General features: G+C 61.7%; 14 protein-coding genes and 4 pseudogenes. 12 read left to right on the forward strand and 6 right to left on the reverse strand.

Annotated elements, in window-relative coordinates:
• Positions 1–1,260 carry an MFS transporter gene (locus G6N07_RS05655; protein WP_085191960.1) on the forward strand — a complete coding sequence of 420 codons (1,260 nt, stop codon included), beginning with the start codon at positions 1–3 and terminating at the stop codon, positions 1,258–1,260.
• 709 nt (positions 1,261–1,969) lie between these two features.
• Here G6N07_RS05655 and G6N07_RS05660 read toward each other — a convergent pair.
• From G6N07_RS05660 to G6N07_RS21175, 4 genes and pseudogenes are all read right to left on the reverse strand, one after another.
• Positions 1,970–2,590 (reverse strand): LysE/ArgO family amino acid transporter, encoded by a 621-nt coding sequence (locus tag G6N07_RS05660; RefSeq protein ID WP_085191959.1) that lies wholly within the window; start codon positions 2,588–2,590, stop codon positions 1,970–1,972.
• Positions 2,587–3,267: a B3/B4 domain-containing protein gene (locus G6N07_RS05665; protein WP_085191958.1), complete on the reverse strand. Its 681-nt coding sequence runs from the start codon at positions 3,265–3,267 to the stop codon at positions 2,587–2,589. The genes G6N07_RS05660 and G6N07_RS05665 overlap by 4 nt, the downstream gene beginning before the upstream one ends.
• Positions 3,268–3,284: 17 nt before the next feature.
• Positions 3,285–4,259 carry a fatty acid desaturase gene (locus G6N07_RS05670; protein ID WP_085191957.1) on the reverse strand — a complete coding sequence of 325 codons (975 nt, stop codon included), beginning with the start codon at positions 4,257–4,259 and terminating at the stop codon, positions 3,285–3,287.
• Between the two features lie 402 nt (positions 4,260–4,661).
• Positions 4,662–4,886: pseudogene (locus G6N07_RS21175) on the reverse strand (IS982 family transposase); the annotation flags it as partial.
• 520 nt (positions 4,887–5,406) lie between these two features.
• Between G6N07_RS21175 and G6N07_RS20185 the strand changes: the two are divergent.
• The 5 genes and pseudogenes from G6N07_RS20185 to G6N07_RS05695 all read left to right on the forward strand — a co-directional run.
• Positions 5,407–5,822 (forward strand): annotated as a pseudogene (locus tag G6N07_RS20185) (excinuclease ABC subunit UvrA); the annotation flags it as partial.
• Positions 5,823–5,875: 53 nt separating this feature from the next.
• Positions 5,876–6,664 (forward strand): alpha/beta fold hydrolase, encoded by a 789-nt coding sequence (locus G6N07_RS05680; protein WP_085191956.1) that lies wholly within the window; start codon positions 5,876–5,878, stop codon positions 6,662–6,664.
• A 755-nt stretch (positions 6,665–7,419) separates the two neighbouring features.
• Complete coding sequence (gene ltrA / locus G6N07_RS05685) at positions 7,420–8,793, forward strand: group II intron reverse transcriptase/maturase (RefSeq protein WP_085191955.1); 1,374 nt, start codon at positions 7,420–7,422, stop codon at positions 8,791–8,793.
• Positions 8,794–9,012: 219 nt separating this feature from the next.
• Positions 9,013–9,969: pseudogene (locus G6N07_RS05690) on the forward strand (IS1380 family transposase); the annotation flags it as partial.
• An 86-nt stretch (positions 9,970–10,055) separates the two neighbouring features.
• On the forward strand, positions 10,056–10,397 hold the full coding sequence (locus G6N07_RS05695) for a helix-turn-helix domain-containing protein (protein ID WP_179959951.1): 342 nt from the start codon (positions 10,056–10,058) through the stop codon (positions 10,395–10,397).
• Here G6N07_RS05695 and G6N07_RS05700 read toward each other — a convergent pair.
• Positions 10,340–11,524, reverse strand: a pseudogene (locus G6N07_RS05700) (IS3 family transposase). The gene G6N07_RS05695 and the pseudogene G6N07_RS05700 sit on opposite strands and share 58 nt — an antisense overlap.
• A gap of 162 nt (positions 11,525–11,686) precedes the next feature.
• On the opposite strand from G6N07_RS05700, the gene G6N07_RS05705 reads away from it, so the two are divergent.
• From G6N07_RS05705 to G6N07_RS05730, 6 genes are all read left to right on the forward strand, one after another.
• On the forward strand, positions 11,687–12,772 hold the full coding sequence (locus tag G6N07_RS05705) for an integrase core domain-containing protein (protein ID WP_244949047.1): 1,086 nt from the start codon (positions 11,687–11,689) through the stop codon (positions 12,770–12,772).
• 373 nt (positions 12,773–13,145) lie between these two features.
• On the forward strand, positions 13,146–14,429 hold the full coding sequence (locus G6N07_RS05710; RefSeq protein ID WP_085189689.1) for an MFS transporter: 1,284 nt from the start codon (positions 13,146–13,148) through the stop codon (positions 14,427–14,429).
• A complete protein-coding gene (locus G6N07_RS05715; RefSeq protein ID WP_085189691.1) occupies positions 14,389–15,312 on the forward strand; it encodes a 50S ribosomal protein L11 methyltransferase in 924 nt (307 codons plus the stop codon). The genes G6N07_RS05710 and G6N07_RS05715 overlap by 41 nt, the downstream gene beginning before the upstream one ends.
• Before the next feature lie 12 nt (positions 15,313–15,324).
• Positions 15,325–16,695 carry an iron-containing redox enzyme family protein gene (locus tag G6N07_RS05720; RefSeq protein WP_085189693.1) on the forward strand — a complete coding sequence of 457 codons (1,371 nt, stop codon included), beginning with the start codon at positions 15,325–15,327 and terminating at the stop codon, positions 16,693–16,695.
• Positions 16,686–16,991: a Rieske (2Fe-2S) protein gene (locus G6N07_RS20925; RefSeq protein ID WP_085189695.1), complete on the forward strand. Its 306-nt coding sequence runs from the start codon at positions 16,686–16,688 to the stop codon at positions 16,989–16,991. The genes G6N07_RS05720 and G6N07_RS20925 overlap by 10 nt, the downstream gene beginning before the upstream one ends.
• The gene (locus tag G6N07_RS05730; protein ID WP_133055525.1) at positions 16,988–18,247 is read left to right on the forward strand and encodes an ATP-grasp domain-containing protein; all 1,260 of its coding nucleotides are present in this window, start codon (positions 16,988–16,990) and stop codon (positions 18,245–18,247) included. Before G6N07_RS20925 ends, G6N07_RS05730 begins: the two co-directional genes overlap by 4 nt.
• Positions 18,248–18,792: 545 nt before the next feature.
• Here G6N07_RS05730 and G6N07_RS05735 read toward each other — a convergent pair.
• Complete coding sequence (locus tag G6N07_RS05735; protein ID WP_085189699.1) at positions 18,793–19,185, reverse strand: transposase; 393 nt, start codon at positions 19,183–19,185, stop codon at positions 18,793–18,795.
• Between the last annotated feature and the right edge of the window lie 6 nt (positions 19,186–19,191).

Genomic DNA, 19,191 nt, shown 5'->3' on the forward strand with positions numbered 1-19,191 from the left:
ATGAACGGCGCCTTGTGGCGGCAACCGACGGTGTGGGCCGCACTAGGATTGTTCCTGCTCAACGGGCTCGGCTACGCCGCACTGGCGTCGCGGCTGCCCGAACTCCAACAACGCTACGACCTGTCGGACGCGCAGATGGGGTTTGCCCGCATCGGATTCGTCGTCGGGCTCACCGCGACGATGCTCGTGGCCCCGCAAATCGTGCGCCGTGTCGGAGCGGCCCGCGCCGCGCCCATCGCCGCCGGGCTCTATCTGGCCGGTATCGGGCTGGCCGGGATGGGAATCGGGCTGTGGGCGACCGTCGCCTGGCTGCTGATGGCCGGAGTATTCAATGCTCTGCTCGATATCGGCCAGAACGTCCTCGCGGTCCGCCTGGAGAAGATCCACATGGCCGGGACCACACACGCCCGGGCGAACGGTCTGCTCTCACCGCTGGAAGGATTCCAGGCAGTCGGCGGCACCCTCGGCGCCGGCTTCGGGCTCCTGACAGCCGGGCGTATCCCGCTGCTGCACAGCTTCATCACGCTCACCGCAGTCGGGATCGTCGGCACCGCCTCAGTATTCGTCATACTCCGCCGCTTCCACTTGGCTACGGCGCCAATGGGTGTGGAGCCGGCCCCGCAACCACACCCATCCGTCGCTCCGCGTCGAACCAGTTGGGCGACTGGGTTGCTGGAGCGGATCAGGGTGGCGTATCCGCCGTCGCTGCGCTGGTTGACGGCGATGAGTTTTTCCGCGCTGCTGTTGGAGGGAATGCTCACCAACTGGCTCGCCATTCTCGCCGTGCACTCCGGGGCGTCGCTGACCTCGGCCGGCCTCGCGCTGACGCTGTTCATCGGCTCCGTCTGCGCCGGACGACTCGGGTTCGGGCCGCTGAGCCGACACCTGGACCGGGTATGGTTGGTCCGTATCAGCGGCCTGTTCGTTATCGCCGGAATCACCGGAATCGTGACTCATTCTGTCACCGGAAGCGTCGCTCTGGCGGTGGCTTCGGCCGTCACCGGTCTGGGCCTGGCCAACCTTCATCCCTTCTGCACCGGATCTGTCGGCCACGGCGTCAACGCGGGAGACGAAGAACGAGCACTGGGCAAACTCAACCGAATAGCCTACACCGGAATCGCGCTCGAAGGCGTGCTGATCGGCGCGTTGGCCGCCGCTATCGGCCTCACCCCAGCGATCGCCGTCATCGGTCTGCTCGCCTTCCTGTTCGTCGTCAAGGCGCCGCTGTTCACCACCCACGGAGCCGTTCTCACGAATTGACCGCAGCCGCCACGGAATTCCATCTCAGCTGGTCTGTCGACGCAGCACGCCATGCGTGGCAACGGACAGCTGAGACTGCCCGTGGGTGCACATGGGAAGTGAACCGTCCCGAGTTTCATGCACCCCCGGGGTTGTGTGAGCCGGCCGATTGGCTGGCGTCTAGTTGATCGTAGTAGCAGGCTTCGGCTTCGGCGGGTGGGTGAGACTTCCCACCGGCATGTCAGTGCGGTGAGCTGATTTTCCCGAACCGTGTCAGTGGACTTTCCCAGTCGATGTCAGTAGGGCCTCGGTGAGAGGCCGCAGCTCGTTGTGTCAGCGATTAGGTCATCCAGGTGTCAATGCACAGCTCATCTACCTGCCCTGCGGGCGGTGAGGATCCTGATGCTTCTGGGTGCTCTAGTCATTGGCGTCGGGGCGGTGATCGTATGGCGCCACGGCGCCCAACGGCTCAGGCAAGCCGACGACCCGTGCACTCTTGGGGCCGCTGCTTCCAGATTGACGAGTTTTCGACGCCGAGAAGGTCGGCGAGACGGCTCATCGACATCGGCTGCCGGGGACGGACAACTTCCAAGCATTGGCCGCCGTGGGCTGGTCGTCGCGACCGCCCGGCGCGTACTCGACTACACCGGCGGCACCCTGTGATGCGCATGACGGTCCTGCTCGAGCCCTACGCCGAGAAGTCCCAGCGAGGGGGGCCGACCCGGCCGCGCTACCCCACAGTAAGTACTCGGATGGCTTCGATTGCCAAGATGGCAGCGAAGACGAGCAAGATGACTCCGGAGGCCATGTCCACGTATCGTCGCCGTTTGGGGTTGAGCCATTGAGATAGAGTCGCCGCGAGTGCCGATATGGCAAGGAACCAAAGCAGGGAACCGGTCATCGTTCCTGCTGCGAACGTCGGACGTGTGGCGGCAGGTACGGCGGCGATGCTGGTGCCTATGACTCCGACTGTGTCCAAGATTGCATGCGGATTAAGGAGTGAGACCGCAATTGTCTTTGCTATCAGGGCGATTGGTTTGAAGACTAGGACTTGTTGATCGTCGTCGGGTTGGTGTGAGCGCAGGGATTGGATGCCTAGGTAGAGTAAGAATCCTGCACCGAATACTAGTAACGTCGTTTTGACTCCGGGAACCTTGGATAGCAGGGCAGATGCTCCGACCGCGCCAATCGCGATGAGAAGGGTGTCGCAGGCGGCGGCGGTCAGGGCCGGGATGAGTGCGCGCGGCATCCCGAGCTTCAGTGCTTCGTTGATCACGAATACGTTTTGCGCACCGATGGGGATGATCAGCGCGAGCCCTAATGCGATGCCCGCTAGATAAGTGCCGGTCACAGCGCTGTTGAGGTGCTCACGAGCTGCACATCCAAGTCGTTTTGAGGGATATCAAGTATTCCGGCTAAGTCAGCTATAGGGCGGCGCAAGTTTGCCCCGACTCCGCGTATGGACTCGAAGATGAACACGGCTTTGGTTGTGCGTTCGTCTACTTTCGTCTGATTTGCATCGCGATAGTTCCAGCAGGAAGTCATGACGGTGTTCCCGGTCGAATACACGACCTGACCATCCGGTAGCACTTCTGGGGTATCGGTTCCGATGGCAAGGAATTCGTCCCCGTTTCGTGAGAGACGTAGTTCGATCTCATCGCCTAATTTATGGAAATCATATGCACCGGCTGGTATTCCATGCAGGACTGACACATAGTTGTACGCATCCACTACCGGAAACACGCGGGGGAGCGCACCGGCCTTACATGCTCTCTTCGTGAGCGCATCGAAGCTTGGTCGTTGTCGGCGCGGGTTTATACCGAACTTCCGGTAGATTTCGTGCCAAGCCTCGATGTGGGGGCTGTGCTCGTCGTAGACAATTTTTCCAGATTGAAGTTGCTTGTCGAGGTTTTGCACGCGTTCGTCCAGACAGCCATCTATAACGCTTTGGTCGATTCCCTCGACGCAGACTAAAGCGATATCTACGTCCGGGGCCAGCTTACGAACGTCTGGAGACACCAACAACATCGAGGTAACGGAACTCCCTATTGTGTTTGCGACCGGTCAGACTCAAAGAGTTTCGTACGGTAACGCAACTTTTGCGCATAGTCACCTTCTGGGAAGCTCATCAACAAGCGGTGAGTGGCCGCCACCTTGTGGTGGGGGATTCCTGGCCATAGATGATGAATCGTGTGGTATCCGTCTCCGTGCGGATGAAAAAGAACCTTCTGGAACCATCCCAGGTTGGAGATCGTTGCCTCGAAGACACTGGTCCTGCCCGTGAATCTGTGCTCGCTGCTTTCCGCTACGAACCTTATCAGCGGGAGCGTGACTCGGGTTGTGAGCATCCAGCAGACAAGTGCGTGGATCACTCCTCGGCTGCCGATCCACCTCGTTTGCGGCAGGATCAATGCTGAGGCGTACACCGAAGGCAGCGCAAAACTGCGTATAAAACTTCCTGAACTCGACTTGAACCATCCTTGTTGGTAGCGAACAAACTTCCGGGCCAGCATCCCTGTGAACCGCCAGACATTCGTCCGATCCAGATCATCAATGCCCAGTTCTCGGTAGCGGATGAAATCTGGATCGGATTCGGAACCGAATTTGCCGTGGTGCAGCAAGTGTTCAGCTCGGTAGGTTGAAAGCTTCACGCCGACAGGGGCCGCAGCCAGCAAAATGGACAACCTGTCATTTAGCTCTCGTCGGTCCCGTGACCAGTTGAAATGAGAAGCCTCATGGACGAGGTTCTCCAGTCCACGAAATGCGCGAGCACATACCGTGCTGGCGGCTACCATGCAGAAAGCACGGATGACCGCGTTCTGGCTCCCGGTACGTCCAGCTATACCCAGAGAACATGCAGCTAGGACATGATCGGCGCCGACAGTCGCCACGCTTTTCAGCAGAGAGGTCTCGTGCATCTCTGCCAACGCCCCGCGAATCGAGGGAGGTGTGGAGTACCCGCGTTTTAGCTCCCGATGAGAAGCAAGCCGAGTAACGTTCGACGTCTCTAGTGCAGTCATCCTCTTATCTCCCCGGAACAAGCAAATGGCTCAACTGGCTAAGCCGTCTGAAATGTGCCCGTGACATGGTCGCCAATAGACGCGACAGCTCGGATTAATCGCCGCGCTCAGGAATTGGGCATCCCTCTCACCGGCAAGAACACAGTGAACTCATGACACGTAAAGTTTTCCACATCGGCGCGGCCACCAGAGCTAATTTTGCGTTTGTCTACTATTGTTCATCTATTAGTCGAATTGGCCTCCCGCCGTGCTCCGATCCGACGCTGCGGTCTGTCTGCTCGACATCCCCACCCACAAGACCGGCACCGCTTTCACTAAACCCGTTGACCCGCTCCTCGGCCGAGCCATCGACGCCTGGCAGGCTCTGCGACCAGGTCGATGGTGGAGAGTGGTTGCCTGTACCGGGAACATCGTGAGCAGATGGCAGCGGGCATGGCGCAGCCAATGGCGCTCGCTGGTGAATCCCAGCAGCGCCTGCATGACCGCCGGCGTCAACAGTTCGGCGTCAGTGATTTGTGGGACGAATCCCACCTTGGGGCGCGGCGGTACCCGCTCGGGGTGTTGTCTCAGCAGGTCATCGGTGATGACGTACAGTGCGGTAGCGAGGGCATCCAGATCAGCGTCCACGACAAGTCTCCAGGCTTGAGAGTGCGGTTTACGACGCCGGTCCTGGACACTGGACGCCCCCGCCTCAAAAACCTCACAAGACACACCAGTCCCCTGGGAATCACTCATTTAGACTTAGGCGTAGTCCGGCCCCGCTCAAGCCCAACCACCTGGCCGCGCGTAGGGGCGAGAGCTGGCGCGCTGACGTGGATCGGCGTTAGGTCTCGGAGCCGCTGCGTCGATGCGGTTATGATGCGAGCCTGTTCGTGGCGCAGTTCCTCTACCAGTTCTAAGCAAATGGGAGCGAGTTGTCCGGCGCGTTCGGTCAGGCAGGGCAGGACGGTGCCGATGGTGGCGGTGTTCAGACCGGCGTCAAGGAGCTGCCTGATGCGCCCCGCGGCGGCGAGATCGCCCTCGATGTAGTCGCGGTACCCGGAGATGTTCCGCGCGGGGGTACTGCCGACTCGAATCCCGCTCGCCCGCTGATCGTCTCCCCGATCGCACCGGCCACACGGAAGGCCATGTTCTGCGTATCCTGGCGTTCCTTGCCAGTGGTGACGCGAAAGTACCTACCGCACAGACGGTTCTCGACAGACTCACCGACGTCGGACTCGGTTATGTCAGTCCCGGCCAGCCGTTGACCACGCTGTCCAGTGGCGAACGTCAGCGGCTAAAGCTGGCCGCCCAGTTGGCTGACAAGGGCGAATCTACGAGCCCACGTCTGGCCTGCACCTGGCCGACGTTGAGCAACTTCTCGGGCTGCTCGACCGACTGGTGGACGCCGGGAAATCGGTGCTCGTCATCGACGATCACCAGGCGGTCATGGCGCACGCCGACTGGATCATCGACCTTGGGCCCGGCGCCGGCCATGACGCCGTCTTCGAGGGCCCACCCGCCGATCTGGTGAAGGCGCGTTCCACGCTGACGGGCAATCGCCTCGCAGAATATACCGCCTGACAAGAGCATTCGCATGGTGTAGATCAAGGATTGACGTGTGGCATGCTGGGCCCATGGCCGTTGTCGAACCGACTGAGCTGAGCCTCCGCGGAGGTATCAGGGTATGGATCGGAGGCGCCGGTCAGGATCTCGTGCTTCTGCACGGCGCCTGGGCGGGCGCCGCTGCACATTGGTCGCATGTATGGGACCGCCTCGCCGAGTGCTATCGGGTCATCGCACCCGATCTGCCCGGGCTCGGTGACGACCGATCGGCGGGTCTCCGCAGCGCCGAGGAGTATGTCCGATGGTGCACCGAGGCGCTCGCCATCCTCGGCGTCGAACGAGCTTGGCTCGTCGGCAACAGCTTCGGCGCGGGTATCGCCGTCCGCATGGCCTCGCAGAGTCCCGTCCACGGCCTGGTTTTGGTGAACGGCCTGCCGCCGCCGTCGCTGCCCAAGCCGGCGCTGCCGCTCCTGCGGCTGGCACCGGTGCGGGCGGGCATCACCGCGTTCTTCCGTCGCGACGCCTATAACCCCTCCACGCTGGCCCGGGCCTTCGCGGATCCGGCGAACTGCCCGGACCCAATCGCCGCTGTGTGCGCAGGTGCATACCCTGAGCGATTGCGCACCGTCGTGGACGTGGTCCTCGCGGGCGACCCGCCTGCGCGGCCACCGAGCATCCGCACGCTGGTGATATGGGGGACGGCCGACCGACTGGCGGGCAGCTCGGTCAAGGCTGCACGGCGGTACGTCGATTCGTTGCCCGGCTCCAATCTCCGGTTGATCGCCGACGCGGGCCACCTGCCCCAGGTCGAGCGGCCGGACGCCTTCGTCGAGACGCTCACCGGCTTCTGCTCCGATTGACGAACGCTCGCGTAGGGATTCGTTGATGCGCCGATTCGACGGCTTCTCGCTCTCCATCACCATCACGGCGGCTGGCGTGGTGTGTGACAACACCTAGCGAACCTTGGTCGCTAGGACTTGAAGAGCTGTCTTGAGTTTTCAGGCTGCGTTTGCCAGGATGCGCGCCTGGCCCATAGTTTCGGTGATGTGAATATCGATGTTCTGCAACGCTTTTCGTATCGGTGGTCCTATCCGTGACTCTTAGCCTGAATCCGTGTTGCGTCCTGGAAGTTGGATTGGACTAGCGGGTGAAAGTCCCGTCCCGGTAGGTACCGGAACGCCGGGTAGCAGGCCCCGGTTTGTCGTGGAGACGCGGCGGGCTGAGCGGGGTGTCGAGAGCCTCTTCGGAGGGAGCAAGTGTGCGGGCCGTAGCGTTAAGCGAACTCTGCAGCCTCGTCACAGTCACAATGGAGGAGCCGAGCCGCTCATGTCACGGCGAAGGCCATGTCCGGCGAGCCCTGGTCCGGGGTTAGCTCGTCGGGTCCTTCCGGGGTACGGGTGGCGGCACGTGCACATAGTCTGGTTCGAAACAGGAGAGACCCGTCTGCCTGGCCTCGTCGGGCAAAGACCAGGGGTATAAGCCGATGGCGAAATCCTTTGGAGGGCAGCGGGAGTCCGATGGGGTCGTAGTACCGCTGATCGGCGTGCAACATAACGCGCCGGGAGGGAAGGGCCCCAACTTTGATCACGCGGGCAAAGTGGGTAAGTGCGAGGGCATGACCGGTTTTGATCGGTCCAACTACCCCGACGGGTCACGGCCCGTCGTAGCCGTGGAGGAGCCGCTGTGTTTCTCGCCGGTGAAAGTACGACAACTGCAACGCACGCTATGGGCTGCGGCCAAGCAATCTGAGGGCCGGCGTTTCCATGCCCTGTATGACCGTATCCACAGGGGTGACGTCTTGTGGGAGGCGTGGGAGCGGGTGCGTAAGAACAGGGGTGCGGCCGGGGTGGATCGTGTCACCTTGGTCGCGGTGGAGGACTACGGCGTGGACCGCATGTTGCGTGAGTTGCGTGATGACCTTCGCCGGGGTGTGTACCGTCCGGCGCCGGCGCGTCGGGTGGAGATCCCGAAACCACGAGGTGGTAAGCGGCCGTTGGGCATTCCCACGGTGCGAGACCGGGTGGCCCAAGCGGCGGCCAAGATCGTGCTGGAACCGATCTTCGAGGCGGACTTTCTGTCGTGCTCGTATGGGTTTCGGCCGAAGCGGTCGGCGACCCAGGCGATGGAGCGACTGCGTGTCGGTTTCATCGAGGGCTACTCGTTTGTGGTTGAGTTCGACATCGCCAATTTCTTCGGCGAGATCGACCACGACCGGCTGCTCGCCGAGGTGGGTAGGCGGGTCTCGGACCGGCGGGTGCTCAAATTGCTGCGATTGTGGCTGCAGGCAGGGGTGTTGGTCGATGGGGTGGTGTCGCGGACGGTTGCGGGCACTCCGCAGGGCGGGGTGATCTCGCCGCTGTTGGCCAACGTCTATCTGCACGTGCTCGATACCGAACTCTCTCGACGGAATGTGGGTGAGTTGGTGCGCTACGCCGATGACGGTGTGGTGTTGTGCCGGACCGCGGCACAGGCCGAGCAGGCTTTGGCGGCGGTGGGAGAAGTCCTGTCGTCGTTGGGGTTGCGGCTGCATCCGGACAAGACGAAGGTGGTCGACCTGCGCGACGGTCGCGAGGGCCTGGACTTTCTAGGCTGTCACTTCCGGGCGCGTATGTCGGGGCGGTTGTGGGAACAGAAGCGGATCGTGCGCAAAACACTGCACCGTTGGCCCTGCCAGTCTGCGATGCGCAGGTTGCGGGACAAAGTCCGTGACCTGACTGGCCGCAACCGGGTCGGAATCGACATCCGTGATGTGATCGCGGTGTTGAATCCGATCCTGCGTGGGTGGGGTAACTACTTTCGTACCGGCAACGCCGCCGACAAGTTCCGCCAGGTCGACAGTTACGTGGTGTGGCGGCTGTTCCGCTTGATGGTCAAGAAGCGGGGCCGCAATCTGCGTGCTGGTCAAGCCGGTCAGTGGACTGAGGAGTGGTTCAACGGGCACGGCCTGCACCGCCTGCGCGGCACCATCCGCTACCCGAAGGCTGCGTAACCATGTCAAGAAGATCATCGGTAAGCCGTGTGCGGGAAAACCGCACGCACGGATTGAGAGGGGGATGGGGAAACGGGTCCGCACTGCGGACACCGCGCCCCTGACTACCAATGGATGAGTGAGTGGCTGATCGGCGTGTGAACAGCGAAAATGCCTTCTGAACTGGGACAATACGAGTAGCGAAGTCGATGTTGTCCAGCGTTCGGGAAGGCATTTTCGGTGCACTCATGCTATACGTTCACCGTCGAGTCGGCGGTGTTTGACGAACGGAATCTGGTGTCGGCTGCGGGATTGGTGCCGGTGCTGGAACTGGCTGAGCAGACAGGGCTTTCGGAGTTGATCGGCGAGCATGTGGACCTGCCGTCGACGCGGGTGCGCTCCGGGGCGGTCAACCCGGCCGGGAAGCTGACCTCGATCATCGCCGGCATGGCGTGCGGCGCGGAGTGCATTGATGCTGTCGACGTGCTGCGCGCCGGTGGCACCCCGCGGGTGTTTGACGAGGTGTACGCGCCCTCGACGCTGGGGATCTTCCTGCGCGAGTTCACCTTCGGACACGCCAACCAGCTGGCCGCGGTGGCCCGCGCACATCTGGTGGCGCTGGCGGCCCGGGTGCCGCTGCTGCCCGGCATCGAGCAGCGCGCGTTTGTCGACATCGACTCGCTGCTGCGCCCGGTCTTCGGACACGCCAAACAGGGCGCCTCGTTCGGACACGCCAAGATCGCCGGCCGCGCGCTGCTGCGCAAGGGGCTCTCGCCGCAAATCACCACTATCTCCACCGCCACCACCGCGCCGGTGATCGCCGAGGCGCGGCTGCGCAGCGGCAAGTCCGGTTCCGGGCGAGCGGCCGCCTCCCAGGTCAAACAGGCCATCACCACCGTGCGCGCCTGCGGAGCCAGCGGCAAGATCATGCTGCGCGGCGACTCGGCGTTCGGCAGCAAGAAGGTGATCGCCGCCTGCGTAGGCGAAAGCGTGGAGTTCTCGCTATCGATGGCCCGAAACCGGGCCATCACCACCGCGATCGAGGCCATCGACGAGTCCGCCTACTCCCCGGTGCACTACCCAGGCGCGGTCACCGACCCCGACACCGGGGCGCTGTTCTCTGATGCCGAGGTCGCCGAAACCCCCTACACGCTGCAGCTGGGCCGCGGCAAAAGGATCACCGCCCGGCTGGTGCTGTTTTGCGCCTGACTTCGCGATAGACATCGGCGTGTCGATCAGACAACATCCGACGGGTTCTCCGAGCTTTTACGGAGGATCTGATCATGTTCGAAGCAAACTCTGGTGGCGACCGGTCGAGCCGCCGTCCGAAACGATTTTTGTCGCCGTCGCAGAAGTACGAGATCTGGTTGCAGCTGGTCCGCCAGGAGGTCACCATCGCCGAGGCCGCCGCCGAGCATCAGGTGGACCGCACGACGATCATGCGCATCCGCACGATCGCCAAGGAGGGTGCGCTGGCGGCGCTGGCCGCCTCCAAACCCGGCGTGGCGGCCCGGCAGCGCGACTATGGGCTGCCCTGCGTTTTCCGGACTGCGGATTTCGCATCCATTTACGCTGCGAGCTGTGAATTCATGTACTCGATGCGGACCTCGTGCGGTGTCCGATAGCCGAGTGCGGAATGAATTCTGCGTCGATTGTAGAACAATTCGATGTAGCGTGCAATATCTTCCTTCGCCGCCTTCCGGGTCGGGTACACCATGTGGTGGACCCGCTCATTCTTCAAACTCGCGAAAAACGATTCCGCGAGCGCATTATCCCAACATACCCCGGTGCGGCCCACCGATTGCCGCAGCCCGAACTCCTTAAGCGTGGCGGAATACTCGGCAGACATATATTGGGTGCCGCGATCGGAATGCATAATGCAATCTTGCTCCAGCTGGTGGTTGCGGGCCGCCATATCCAGCGCGTCGGTGACCAGCTCAGTGCGCATGTGCTCGGCCATGGCATAGCCGATCACCTCTTTGTTGAAGCAGTCAATGACTGTCGCCACATACAGCCAGCCTTCCCACGTCTTGATGTAGGTGATGTCGCCGACGCACTTAACCCCGGCTTATCGGCGGTGAAATCGCGGGCCACCAGGTCGGCCACCGCCTGCTCGGGCTTACCCGGGATTGTGGTGCGTTTGTACGGTTTCGGTTGCACCGCAACAAGGTTCAGCTCACGCATCAGCTTTCGCACCAACTCTTCCCCGACGTGTTCGCCGGCGCGGACCAACTCGGCGTGGATGCGCCGATACCCATAGGCGCCGTCGAATGAGTCGAACAACGTGGCGATCTTGATCTTGAGTTCCTCCCGGCGCTTCTCGGCCGTACTAGGCGGGCGCGCGGCCACTCGTAATAGCCGCTCTTGGACACGCCCAGCCAGCGGGTCATCTGGGCGACGGTGGGAGCCTCGGCGACGTGCGCGGCGGCGTGCTCCGCGGCGATGAGCGCGTATTTCTCGCTCACCGCTGCTCCCTCGCGAAGTACGCTGCCGCTTTTTTCAGGAAGGCGAGTTCCATCGCCATTTCCCGGTTCTCTCGTTCCAACTCGCGGAGCCGCGCGCGTTCTGACAATTGCAGCGGCGGCTCGTCCCCGGCGCGCTCCTCTCGGTATTTGCGCACCCAATTGCCGACAGTCGTCTCACTCAGCCCATGTTCACGAGCGACCTTAGCGATAGGCTGTTGCCCCTCCACCACGAGTTTGACGACTTCCTCACGAAACTCTGGAGAGAATTTCTGGTATTTCTTCGCCAATTCCCTTCATTCCTTTCCGGCTCGGACCCTATTTGGTCCGCAGTCCGGAAAGTGGGAGGCACGCCACTACGAGCTGGAGGCAGCCAAGGCCGACAACGCGCGGCTGTCCGAGGCGCTCAAGGAGATGGCGGTGCGGCTGACGTTGGTCGAGGGAAAAGGGAGTTGGGGCTAAGTGGCCGGGTCCCGCACCGGGTCGACGCGGCCACCAAGACGGCACTGCTGGGCCTGCTCGACCACGCGACCGGCGCCGGCTGGACATTGCGCCGCGCCTGCCAGGAGCTGGAACTCGGCGAGGTCCGCGCGCACCGCTGGATCGCGCGGCGCGCGCTGGGGCAGTTGGCCGACAAGACACCGGGCGGATCACCCATGCACGGGTTGCTCGACGCCGAAGCCGCCGAGATCCTGGCCCTGTTCGACGAGTGGGGCCAGACCGACCGCAGCCATCGTAAGCTGGCCCACCGCGGCTCCTACCTGCACCGGGTGTGGGTGTCGCCGTCGAGTGTGCGCCGTGTTCTGTTCCTGGCCGACAAGCATTTCCGGCCGCTGCCCAGACCGGGCCGCTCGCAGCGCAAACCGTTTCCGGACTGGGTGGATTACAAGCCCAACTCGATCTGGATCTACGACACGACCCATTTCACCAGGGCGGGGATGGCGGTGCTGATCATCCAGGACCTCGTCTCGCGCAAGTGGATCACCGAGGTCGTCTCCGTCGAGGAAACCTCCACCCAGGTCGAGGTCGGGTTCACCGACGCACTCGACGCCGAGGGACTGCTGGAAGCCATCGAGCGACGCCAAGACGGGCTCGTCGACATTGCTGCCGACGACGAGGCTCGGCCGATCCTGCTTGCGGTGTCCGATAACGGCCCGCAGATGACGTCGGGGTCCACCCGGGAGTTCATGGCGCTGTGCGCGATCGCCCAGCACTTCGGGCGGCCCGCAACGCCGACCGATCAGGCCTGGATCGAGAGCTTCAACGGGCACCTCAAAGCCGAGTTCCCGCACCTGCTCGCCATCGAGGACCCCGCCACCCTGCGCGCCGAACTGGCCGTCACCCGCGAGCTCTGGAATTCGGTCCGACTGCATGCCGGCATCGGATATGTGACACCCAACGACGAACACGAAGGACGAGGAGAGGCCATTCGCAAAGCACGACAAGCCGGACTCGAACAAGCCCGAAAACGCCGCCTTGCCTGGCACCGCCAGCAAAGGCACACTGAACCCATCCAGGGCCCCGACGATGTTGACTGATCAAACGCGAATGTCTATCACGAAGTCAGAAACACCTCACGCACGACATGCGGCAACCGCGCCGACCCGCCACCCCGGAACCCACACCCAAAACGACCACTCAGCCCAGCTCACGCGCTGAGCCGTACCCACGTGAAAAATCACGGTCAGTAGATCCCAAAGGCGTCGTGTAACTACGTGATCATCGCGATGTTCAGACCATTCATCTTCATGACCGTCATCGTTCGCCTATCAATACGTGACAGCCTGTACGGTGGCAAACGCACAGGCATGTCACAGCCGTATCATCAATCGTTGATTGGGGGGTTCGCCGATTGTCGGCAGAGAAGGTCCGCCGCCGAAAAAGAGACCGATGTCCCCCGGAAAGTGAAATGTGTTGAGTTCCGCAACATCCGAAGAACTGTCATTTCGCTGGCTATGGGCCGGCAGCACACTCAATCTCTACATAGAGCAGTACATCTCATTCGCAATCCCCCTGCTTTTGGTATCTCGAACCGGCACGTCGGTCGAGTTGGGACAGTTCGTCACCTTTCTATTTTTCGTGCCGTATCTCGCCTTTGGCCTCAATGCCGGTGTATGGCTCGAAGGGCGGTCGCACAAGCGCTCGCTCATACTGAGTTCCGCAGTTCAGGCGATATTGATCGCGCTGCTGTTGATTCCACTATTGTCAGGCAGCGATTCTCCCTTTCCGTATGTGGCGTTCACCTTGGCGGCCGGTACCGCAGCGGTATTCTTCCAGGTTTCTTTCCAAAGCATCCTGCCTGCGATCTTCAACGAAAGACCGAAACTGTATGGCGCCAATTCCCGACTGGCTCTGTCAGACGCGCTGATGCGCATCATCGGGCCCGCATCTGCCGGGATTCTCGTCGGTTGGCTACAGCCAGGGTCGAGCACCACGTTGGTTCTGCTTCTGGCGCTGCTCGGGACGCTGGCATTCCTTCCAGTACGCTCAGCCGGTCCGGCCGAAGCCAACTCCATCAAGCGAGACGTCAGGACTCGTACACTGCTGCTCGAAGGGCTGAATTTTGTTTCGTCCCACAAATGGCTGAATCCGATCATCTTCTGCGGTGCGTATTACATCGTCTCGGTAACTGCAATCAAAGTTACGATACCGCTCTATCTCGTCGAGTCAGGCAAAGCAAGCGCCGCTCAAGCCGGAATTCTGATCGCTATCATAGCAGCGGGATACGCTCTCGGCAGCGCCATCGGCAAAAAGATGGCGACCGCCATAGGGGCGCGTACCACGCTTCAACTCGGCGCTATTCTCGCCACGATCGGCATCGCCGGCGCGGCGATGGCGACGACATTCATTGATTCCTCCGCCGTATGGGTCTCTGGCGTCTTCTTGGCACTCCACGGCGTTGGCGACGGAATGTTCGCGCCTACAGCGCTGTCGGTGCGGCAAATATCGACGCCACCCGATCTAATGGCGCGAGTCACTGCCGTTCATCGGTTCTTCATCTGGGGCGGAATGTCGTTGGGCGGCCTCGTCGCCGCCGCCGCGACGTTCTTGGGCGGCCCCGAAATAGCACTTATACTCACGGGGGTCTGTGTCTGGGGAACTCTTCCAATTCTTTACCGAAGGAATTTCACGTTAACGTCGTCAGGAGAAGCACATGAGCGGGATCCCGAAATGGCACTTCGCGATGCTCAATGACGCGGAAAGAAACCGCGCTTTCGCAGAAGCAATCAATGAACGAGTCAACAACAAGCACACCGTCCTCGACATCGGCGCCGGAACCGGCTTGCTGTCGGTACTCGCCCTCGCCTCAGGCGCGCGATCGGTCGACGCATTCGAGGCAGATCCGGACATCGCGAGGGTAGCCAGACAGGTCCTCTCCACGCACGGCGCTCGGGAGGTCAACCTCTTCGCCATTCATTCGACGAGGGCGAGTCTGCGTACGACGGCACGGAAGAACTTTCTGTTGACGGAGACGTTCGACTGCGCCGTTATCGGGGAAGGAATCTTGCCGACGCTGCGGCACGCCCGCCGCGAACTGCTTCAGACCGCCTACGACGCACTCCCCGCCGAAGTATCGCTGAGCGGTCGGTTGATATCGGCGCCGCGCCTTCGCGCCCTCAACGAGGTATCGGACGCCGTCGGGATAAAGGTCGATCCCATGAACAGGTTGCAGACGGTGGGCCACTTTCCGGTACGCCTCCACACCTGGCCTCACGAATTCGTCAGTGATGCCGAACTGCTCTACCGACTGGATCTCCATTCAGAGCCTGACAATACGACCGGACTGAATGCCAGATTCCGTGCCGACCGGTCGTCATACGTCGATGGGGTCCTTGCATGGTTCGACATGGATCTCGGCGCAGGCGCCATTCTGACAAACAGTCCGGGGACCGACAGTCACTGGATGCAGGCGTTCATCCCGCTACCGGCACCGGTCTACGTCGACCAAGGCTCCGAGGTGGATTTCAAGTTCCGGATCGTCGACGACACCAAATTCGTCGCCGACCATCTGGGTCCGTCACATCACACAGCCGAACGCAGACATCCCGCATTGGCAACCCGAATTTTCCAAGTCTGACAGGAATCAACGATGCCTACGACGAATGAACTACTCAAGAGGTACGCCGACAACCAACTCTTCCGCGACTCGGACACCTGGGAGATGACCCGCCCTCCGTATCAGCGGTCGCTGCGCCATCAAGCACTTGGCGCCGTGGACGTCGAGTCGCCGTTGTCCGCGGATGACTTCATGAATTACGAAGCTCTTGCGGCCCAACGGATTTTGACCACCGTGTACGAGCAAGACCTGGTATTCCTTCCACGAGACCGATACGACGGGTGGAAGGAAGATTTCGACGAATTCTACTCGCAGGAGCTGCGGGACCTGGCCAACCAGTTTCGGGGCACTCTCGAGCAATTCCTGTACGGCCATCTGGAGCGGGACGTCGCCGTCTCCGACGGCTGGACAAAGGAGCGGTTCTGCGAGTTCCTGAGCGACCGGGACAAGGAACCGGAGGGGGCCATGGACTGGAACCAAACCATACGATCCAGCCGCGATCCCCAGAGGGCAGCACGCATGTGGTTGGTGCAATTGGCGCCGGACTTCCTCTCGGAATCCTCTCCGATGATCAAGAACGTTCTGGGCAACTTCGGCCCCGTGCAATCCGAGTGGTTCAAGATCGTCATTGACGAGTATGGCTACGGCGTCCACGACAAAAAGCACTCGACGCTGTACGAGAAGACTCTGGAGAGCGTGGGGCTGGACTCACGTCCGCACTACTACTGGCAGTACTACCTGTCTTCGGCGCTGTCCGCCAACAACTTCTTCCACTACATGGGATCGGAACACCGAAACTTCTTCCGCTACGTGGGAGCCCTGGCATTGACCGAGTCGTCGCTCGTACATTTCTGTGAACAGGCCGCAGAAGTGCTGGCCTCTGTTTTCCCGGAACAGTGTGACGTCGAGTACTTCACCGAACACTGCCATATCGATGATCACCATGGCCGGATGGCGCTGGAGGATGTCTGCCTACCGCTCGTGGACAAATTCGGTGAAGCGATCATTCCGGAGATGGTGTGGGGAATGTTGGCATACGAGCACCTGATGTCTCAATTCGACACCCAGTTCAGGATTCAGATCGAGTGGATGGACGCGCAACCGGAGATGTTCGATTTGCACAAGAAGATTGCGCAGCGAATCCTGAGCGCTTCGAACGTCCCTGTGGCCGACCTCGATGAGCCGTTCAATGACCTTTCGAACTCCCATTGCCACAACCAGGACGAGCTGTGCCACATCATCAGCGGCACAATGTATTTCTTTTCAGGCTTGGATTCCAAGCTCATCTTGGGGCCGGGTGACGGTGTGGTGATCAAGAACCGCCGACAGCACGGAGCGGACATCCTGTCTGATTCCTGTCAGTATCAGATCCACAGCATCGGGGACGTGGATCGATGGCTGTGACCTGGATCCCGAAAGACAAGAATGTCGTGGCATTCGAGAATGCCTCCGTGTGGGTGCTGCGACAGTACGACGACAATTCTGTGGCGGCTCACAGTGTCGTCTGTCGCCACCGTGGCGGCCCGCTGAACCTCGGTACCATCTGCGAGGGGTTCGTCACCTGTCCGTGGCACAAGAACCGGACCCGGATACCGCGTGCCGGCACGAAGCGCATGCCCTTCGTGTTCGCGAAGGGGCCTGCCGGGACGTACGTTGTCGGGCCGCTCGTTTCACGAACCATGAGGATGAGTGTGCTGTGAACGACGGCCATCGCACTTTGGTTGTCGATCCGACAAGCAGCGGAAAACTGTTCGCGGAGCGGCTGATAGCGCATGGGTACGACGTCGATGTACTCTTCACCACCCCGATTCCAGAACCGTTCGTCGCAGGTGCGAAGGAGGTGCGCGAAGTCGTTGGTGACGCACGGTGCCGATTTGTTGATATGCGGCCGGGCGACTGGACAGACTCGGATTGCGAAGCAGTAATCCGTGGCGCATGGGGATACGTAGTCGCCGGGGCAGAAAGCGGGATAGCCGCGGCCGACCATGCCAGAGAGCTCCTGGGCCTTCACCCGAGAAATGACTTCTCGGTCCGTCAGGCACGGTATGACAAATTTGCTGCGCAGAAAACGCTGGAGTCAAGGGGACTTTCGCACGTCAAGTCCAGGCTGGTCGTTTCACCCAACGACGTCCAGACGGTGGAAGAGTATCCAGTTATCGTGAAGCCAGTCGACAGCGCCGGCACCGACGGTGTGTGCCTTGTGAACGGCCATGCCGAGTTGTCGGAGTATGTCACCGCGGCTTTGGGGTCGACGAATGCCATGTGCCGAGACATATCGTCCCTGGTGATTCAGGAAGTGGTGCAGGGCGACGAGTATGTGGTTGACGGCGCTGTGGTGAACGGAATCCCGACCGCAATCTCGGTGGGCGTATATCGCAAGACGTGGTCGCAAGGTTTTCCGGTGTACAAGTCGTTGACCTGGCTCACTGAACACGAAGTTCCACGATATGGCGAACTTATCGAGTATCTGCGGGAATGCCTGGGAGCATTGGGCGTACGGGTCGGATGCTTTCATTTCGAGGCCTTCGATCGAGGGTCCGAATGGACCATGATGGAGGTTGGCCTGCGCCCGCATGGGGGCGGCCACCCCTTGTACACCGAAACCCTGACGGGCGGAATCTCACAAGTTTCAGTTGAACTCGCGACGTGTCTTGGCGGTGAAGTCGCCATCGACGGATTACCCCGGCTCGGCATTCGTGGCCGCGTCGTGTTCTTTGCGGTTGACCAACAGTCGACCGTCATCTCAGATCCGCGGGAACGCATCGGTTCGGCTCCCTATGTCCTGGAATCTCACATCGCGGTAAGCCCTGGAGACGCGGTGACGCCGCCGAAGTCGCTCTTCGACACATTTGCGTTGGGATTCGCAGTGATCACTGGCGATACTTGGGACGAACTTGAGACAAGGGAGGTGAACGTGCGTGCGCTGTTTGCGGGCTGCTTCAGCGCCGCAGTTTGAACAGGCTCCCGGTTGCATTTGTTCGCCCGTCGCGCATACTCCGGAACCCACCTCGGCTAAAGGTCGGCTAAAGGTGAGGGGTTACGGAGATGTCCGCCGGAGGCGCGCAAGTGGGTGGTCGCGCCTAGCGCGTCATCCCCTTCCGGTACGGGTCGCACGGGCTCGTGGCTGGCACCGAATCGGAGCTATTGTGGTGCCATGGAGAGTGCACTGCTGCAGATGCTGGTGGCGCGGGGGTAGCCCGTTGTCATTGGCGTGTCTGCGGTGGGCGGTCGGCGGTGACGGGTCGGCGTTGGGCCCACCTCTTCTGACCCTGATTTTTCAGCCGGCTTGCGATGATCGTGTTTTCGGCGGCCCGGTTGGTGGTGGCGGCGCGGTTGGGATGCGCTGATGGGGGTCGGAAGCCGTTGGGCGATGGTGTAATTGGGCGTAGACGCGGCTGCGGCGGCACGGTGACCGGTTTTAGGCATGAGTCGATCGCGGTGTGGCGGTGGAGGGTTGGAGATGCGGTGCGGGGTTTGCGTTGAAGGGCCGGTTCGCCGCGGTCAACCGAAGGCCGGTAACGCCCGGATGTGTCGTAGCGCGGTGGCGAACGCCTCGACGTGGGGGTAGGCGGCGGCAAAGCGCAGGTGCAGGCGCCGGCCGTGGCGCACCAGGCGGGCGGCGACGTTGAGGAAGGCCAGGCGCAGTCGTTTGCCGCGGGCGCGGCGGACTGCGCGGGGCAGCGCCAGGGTGCGCAGCCACAGCCCGACGTTGTGCGCCAGGGCGGCGGCCTGCCAGTACAGCCAGTTGCCGAAGAACGACTGCACGGGGGGGTGGATCATCCCGAAGTCGTTTTTCAGCGCCCGGATGCTGTCTTCGGGGATGCCGCCGCGCAGCCGGTGATGCGCCTCGACCTGGACCGCGCTGAGCCGCTCGGCGTCGACGTTGGTGATGATCGCGTG

The organism is Mycolicibacterium doricum (assembly GCF_010728155.1).
GTDB classification, from domain to species: domain Bacteria; phylum Actinomycetota; class Actinomycetes; order Mycobacteriales; family Mycobacteriaceae; genus Mycobacterium; species Mycobacterium doricum.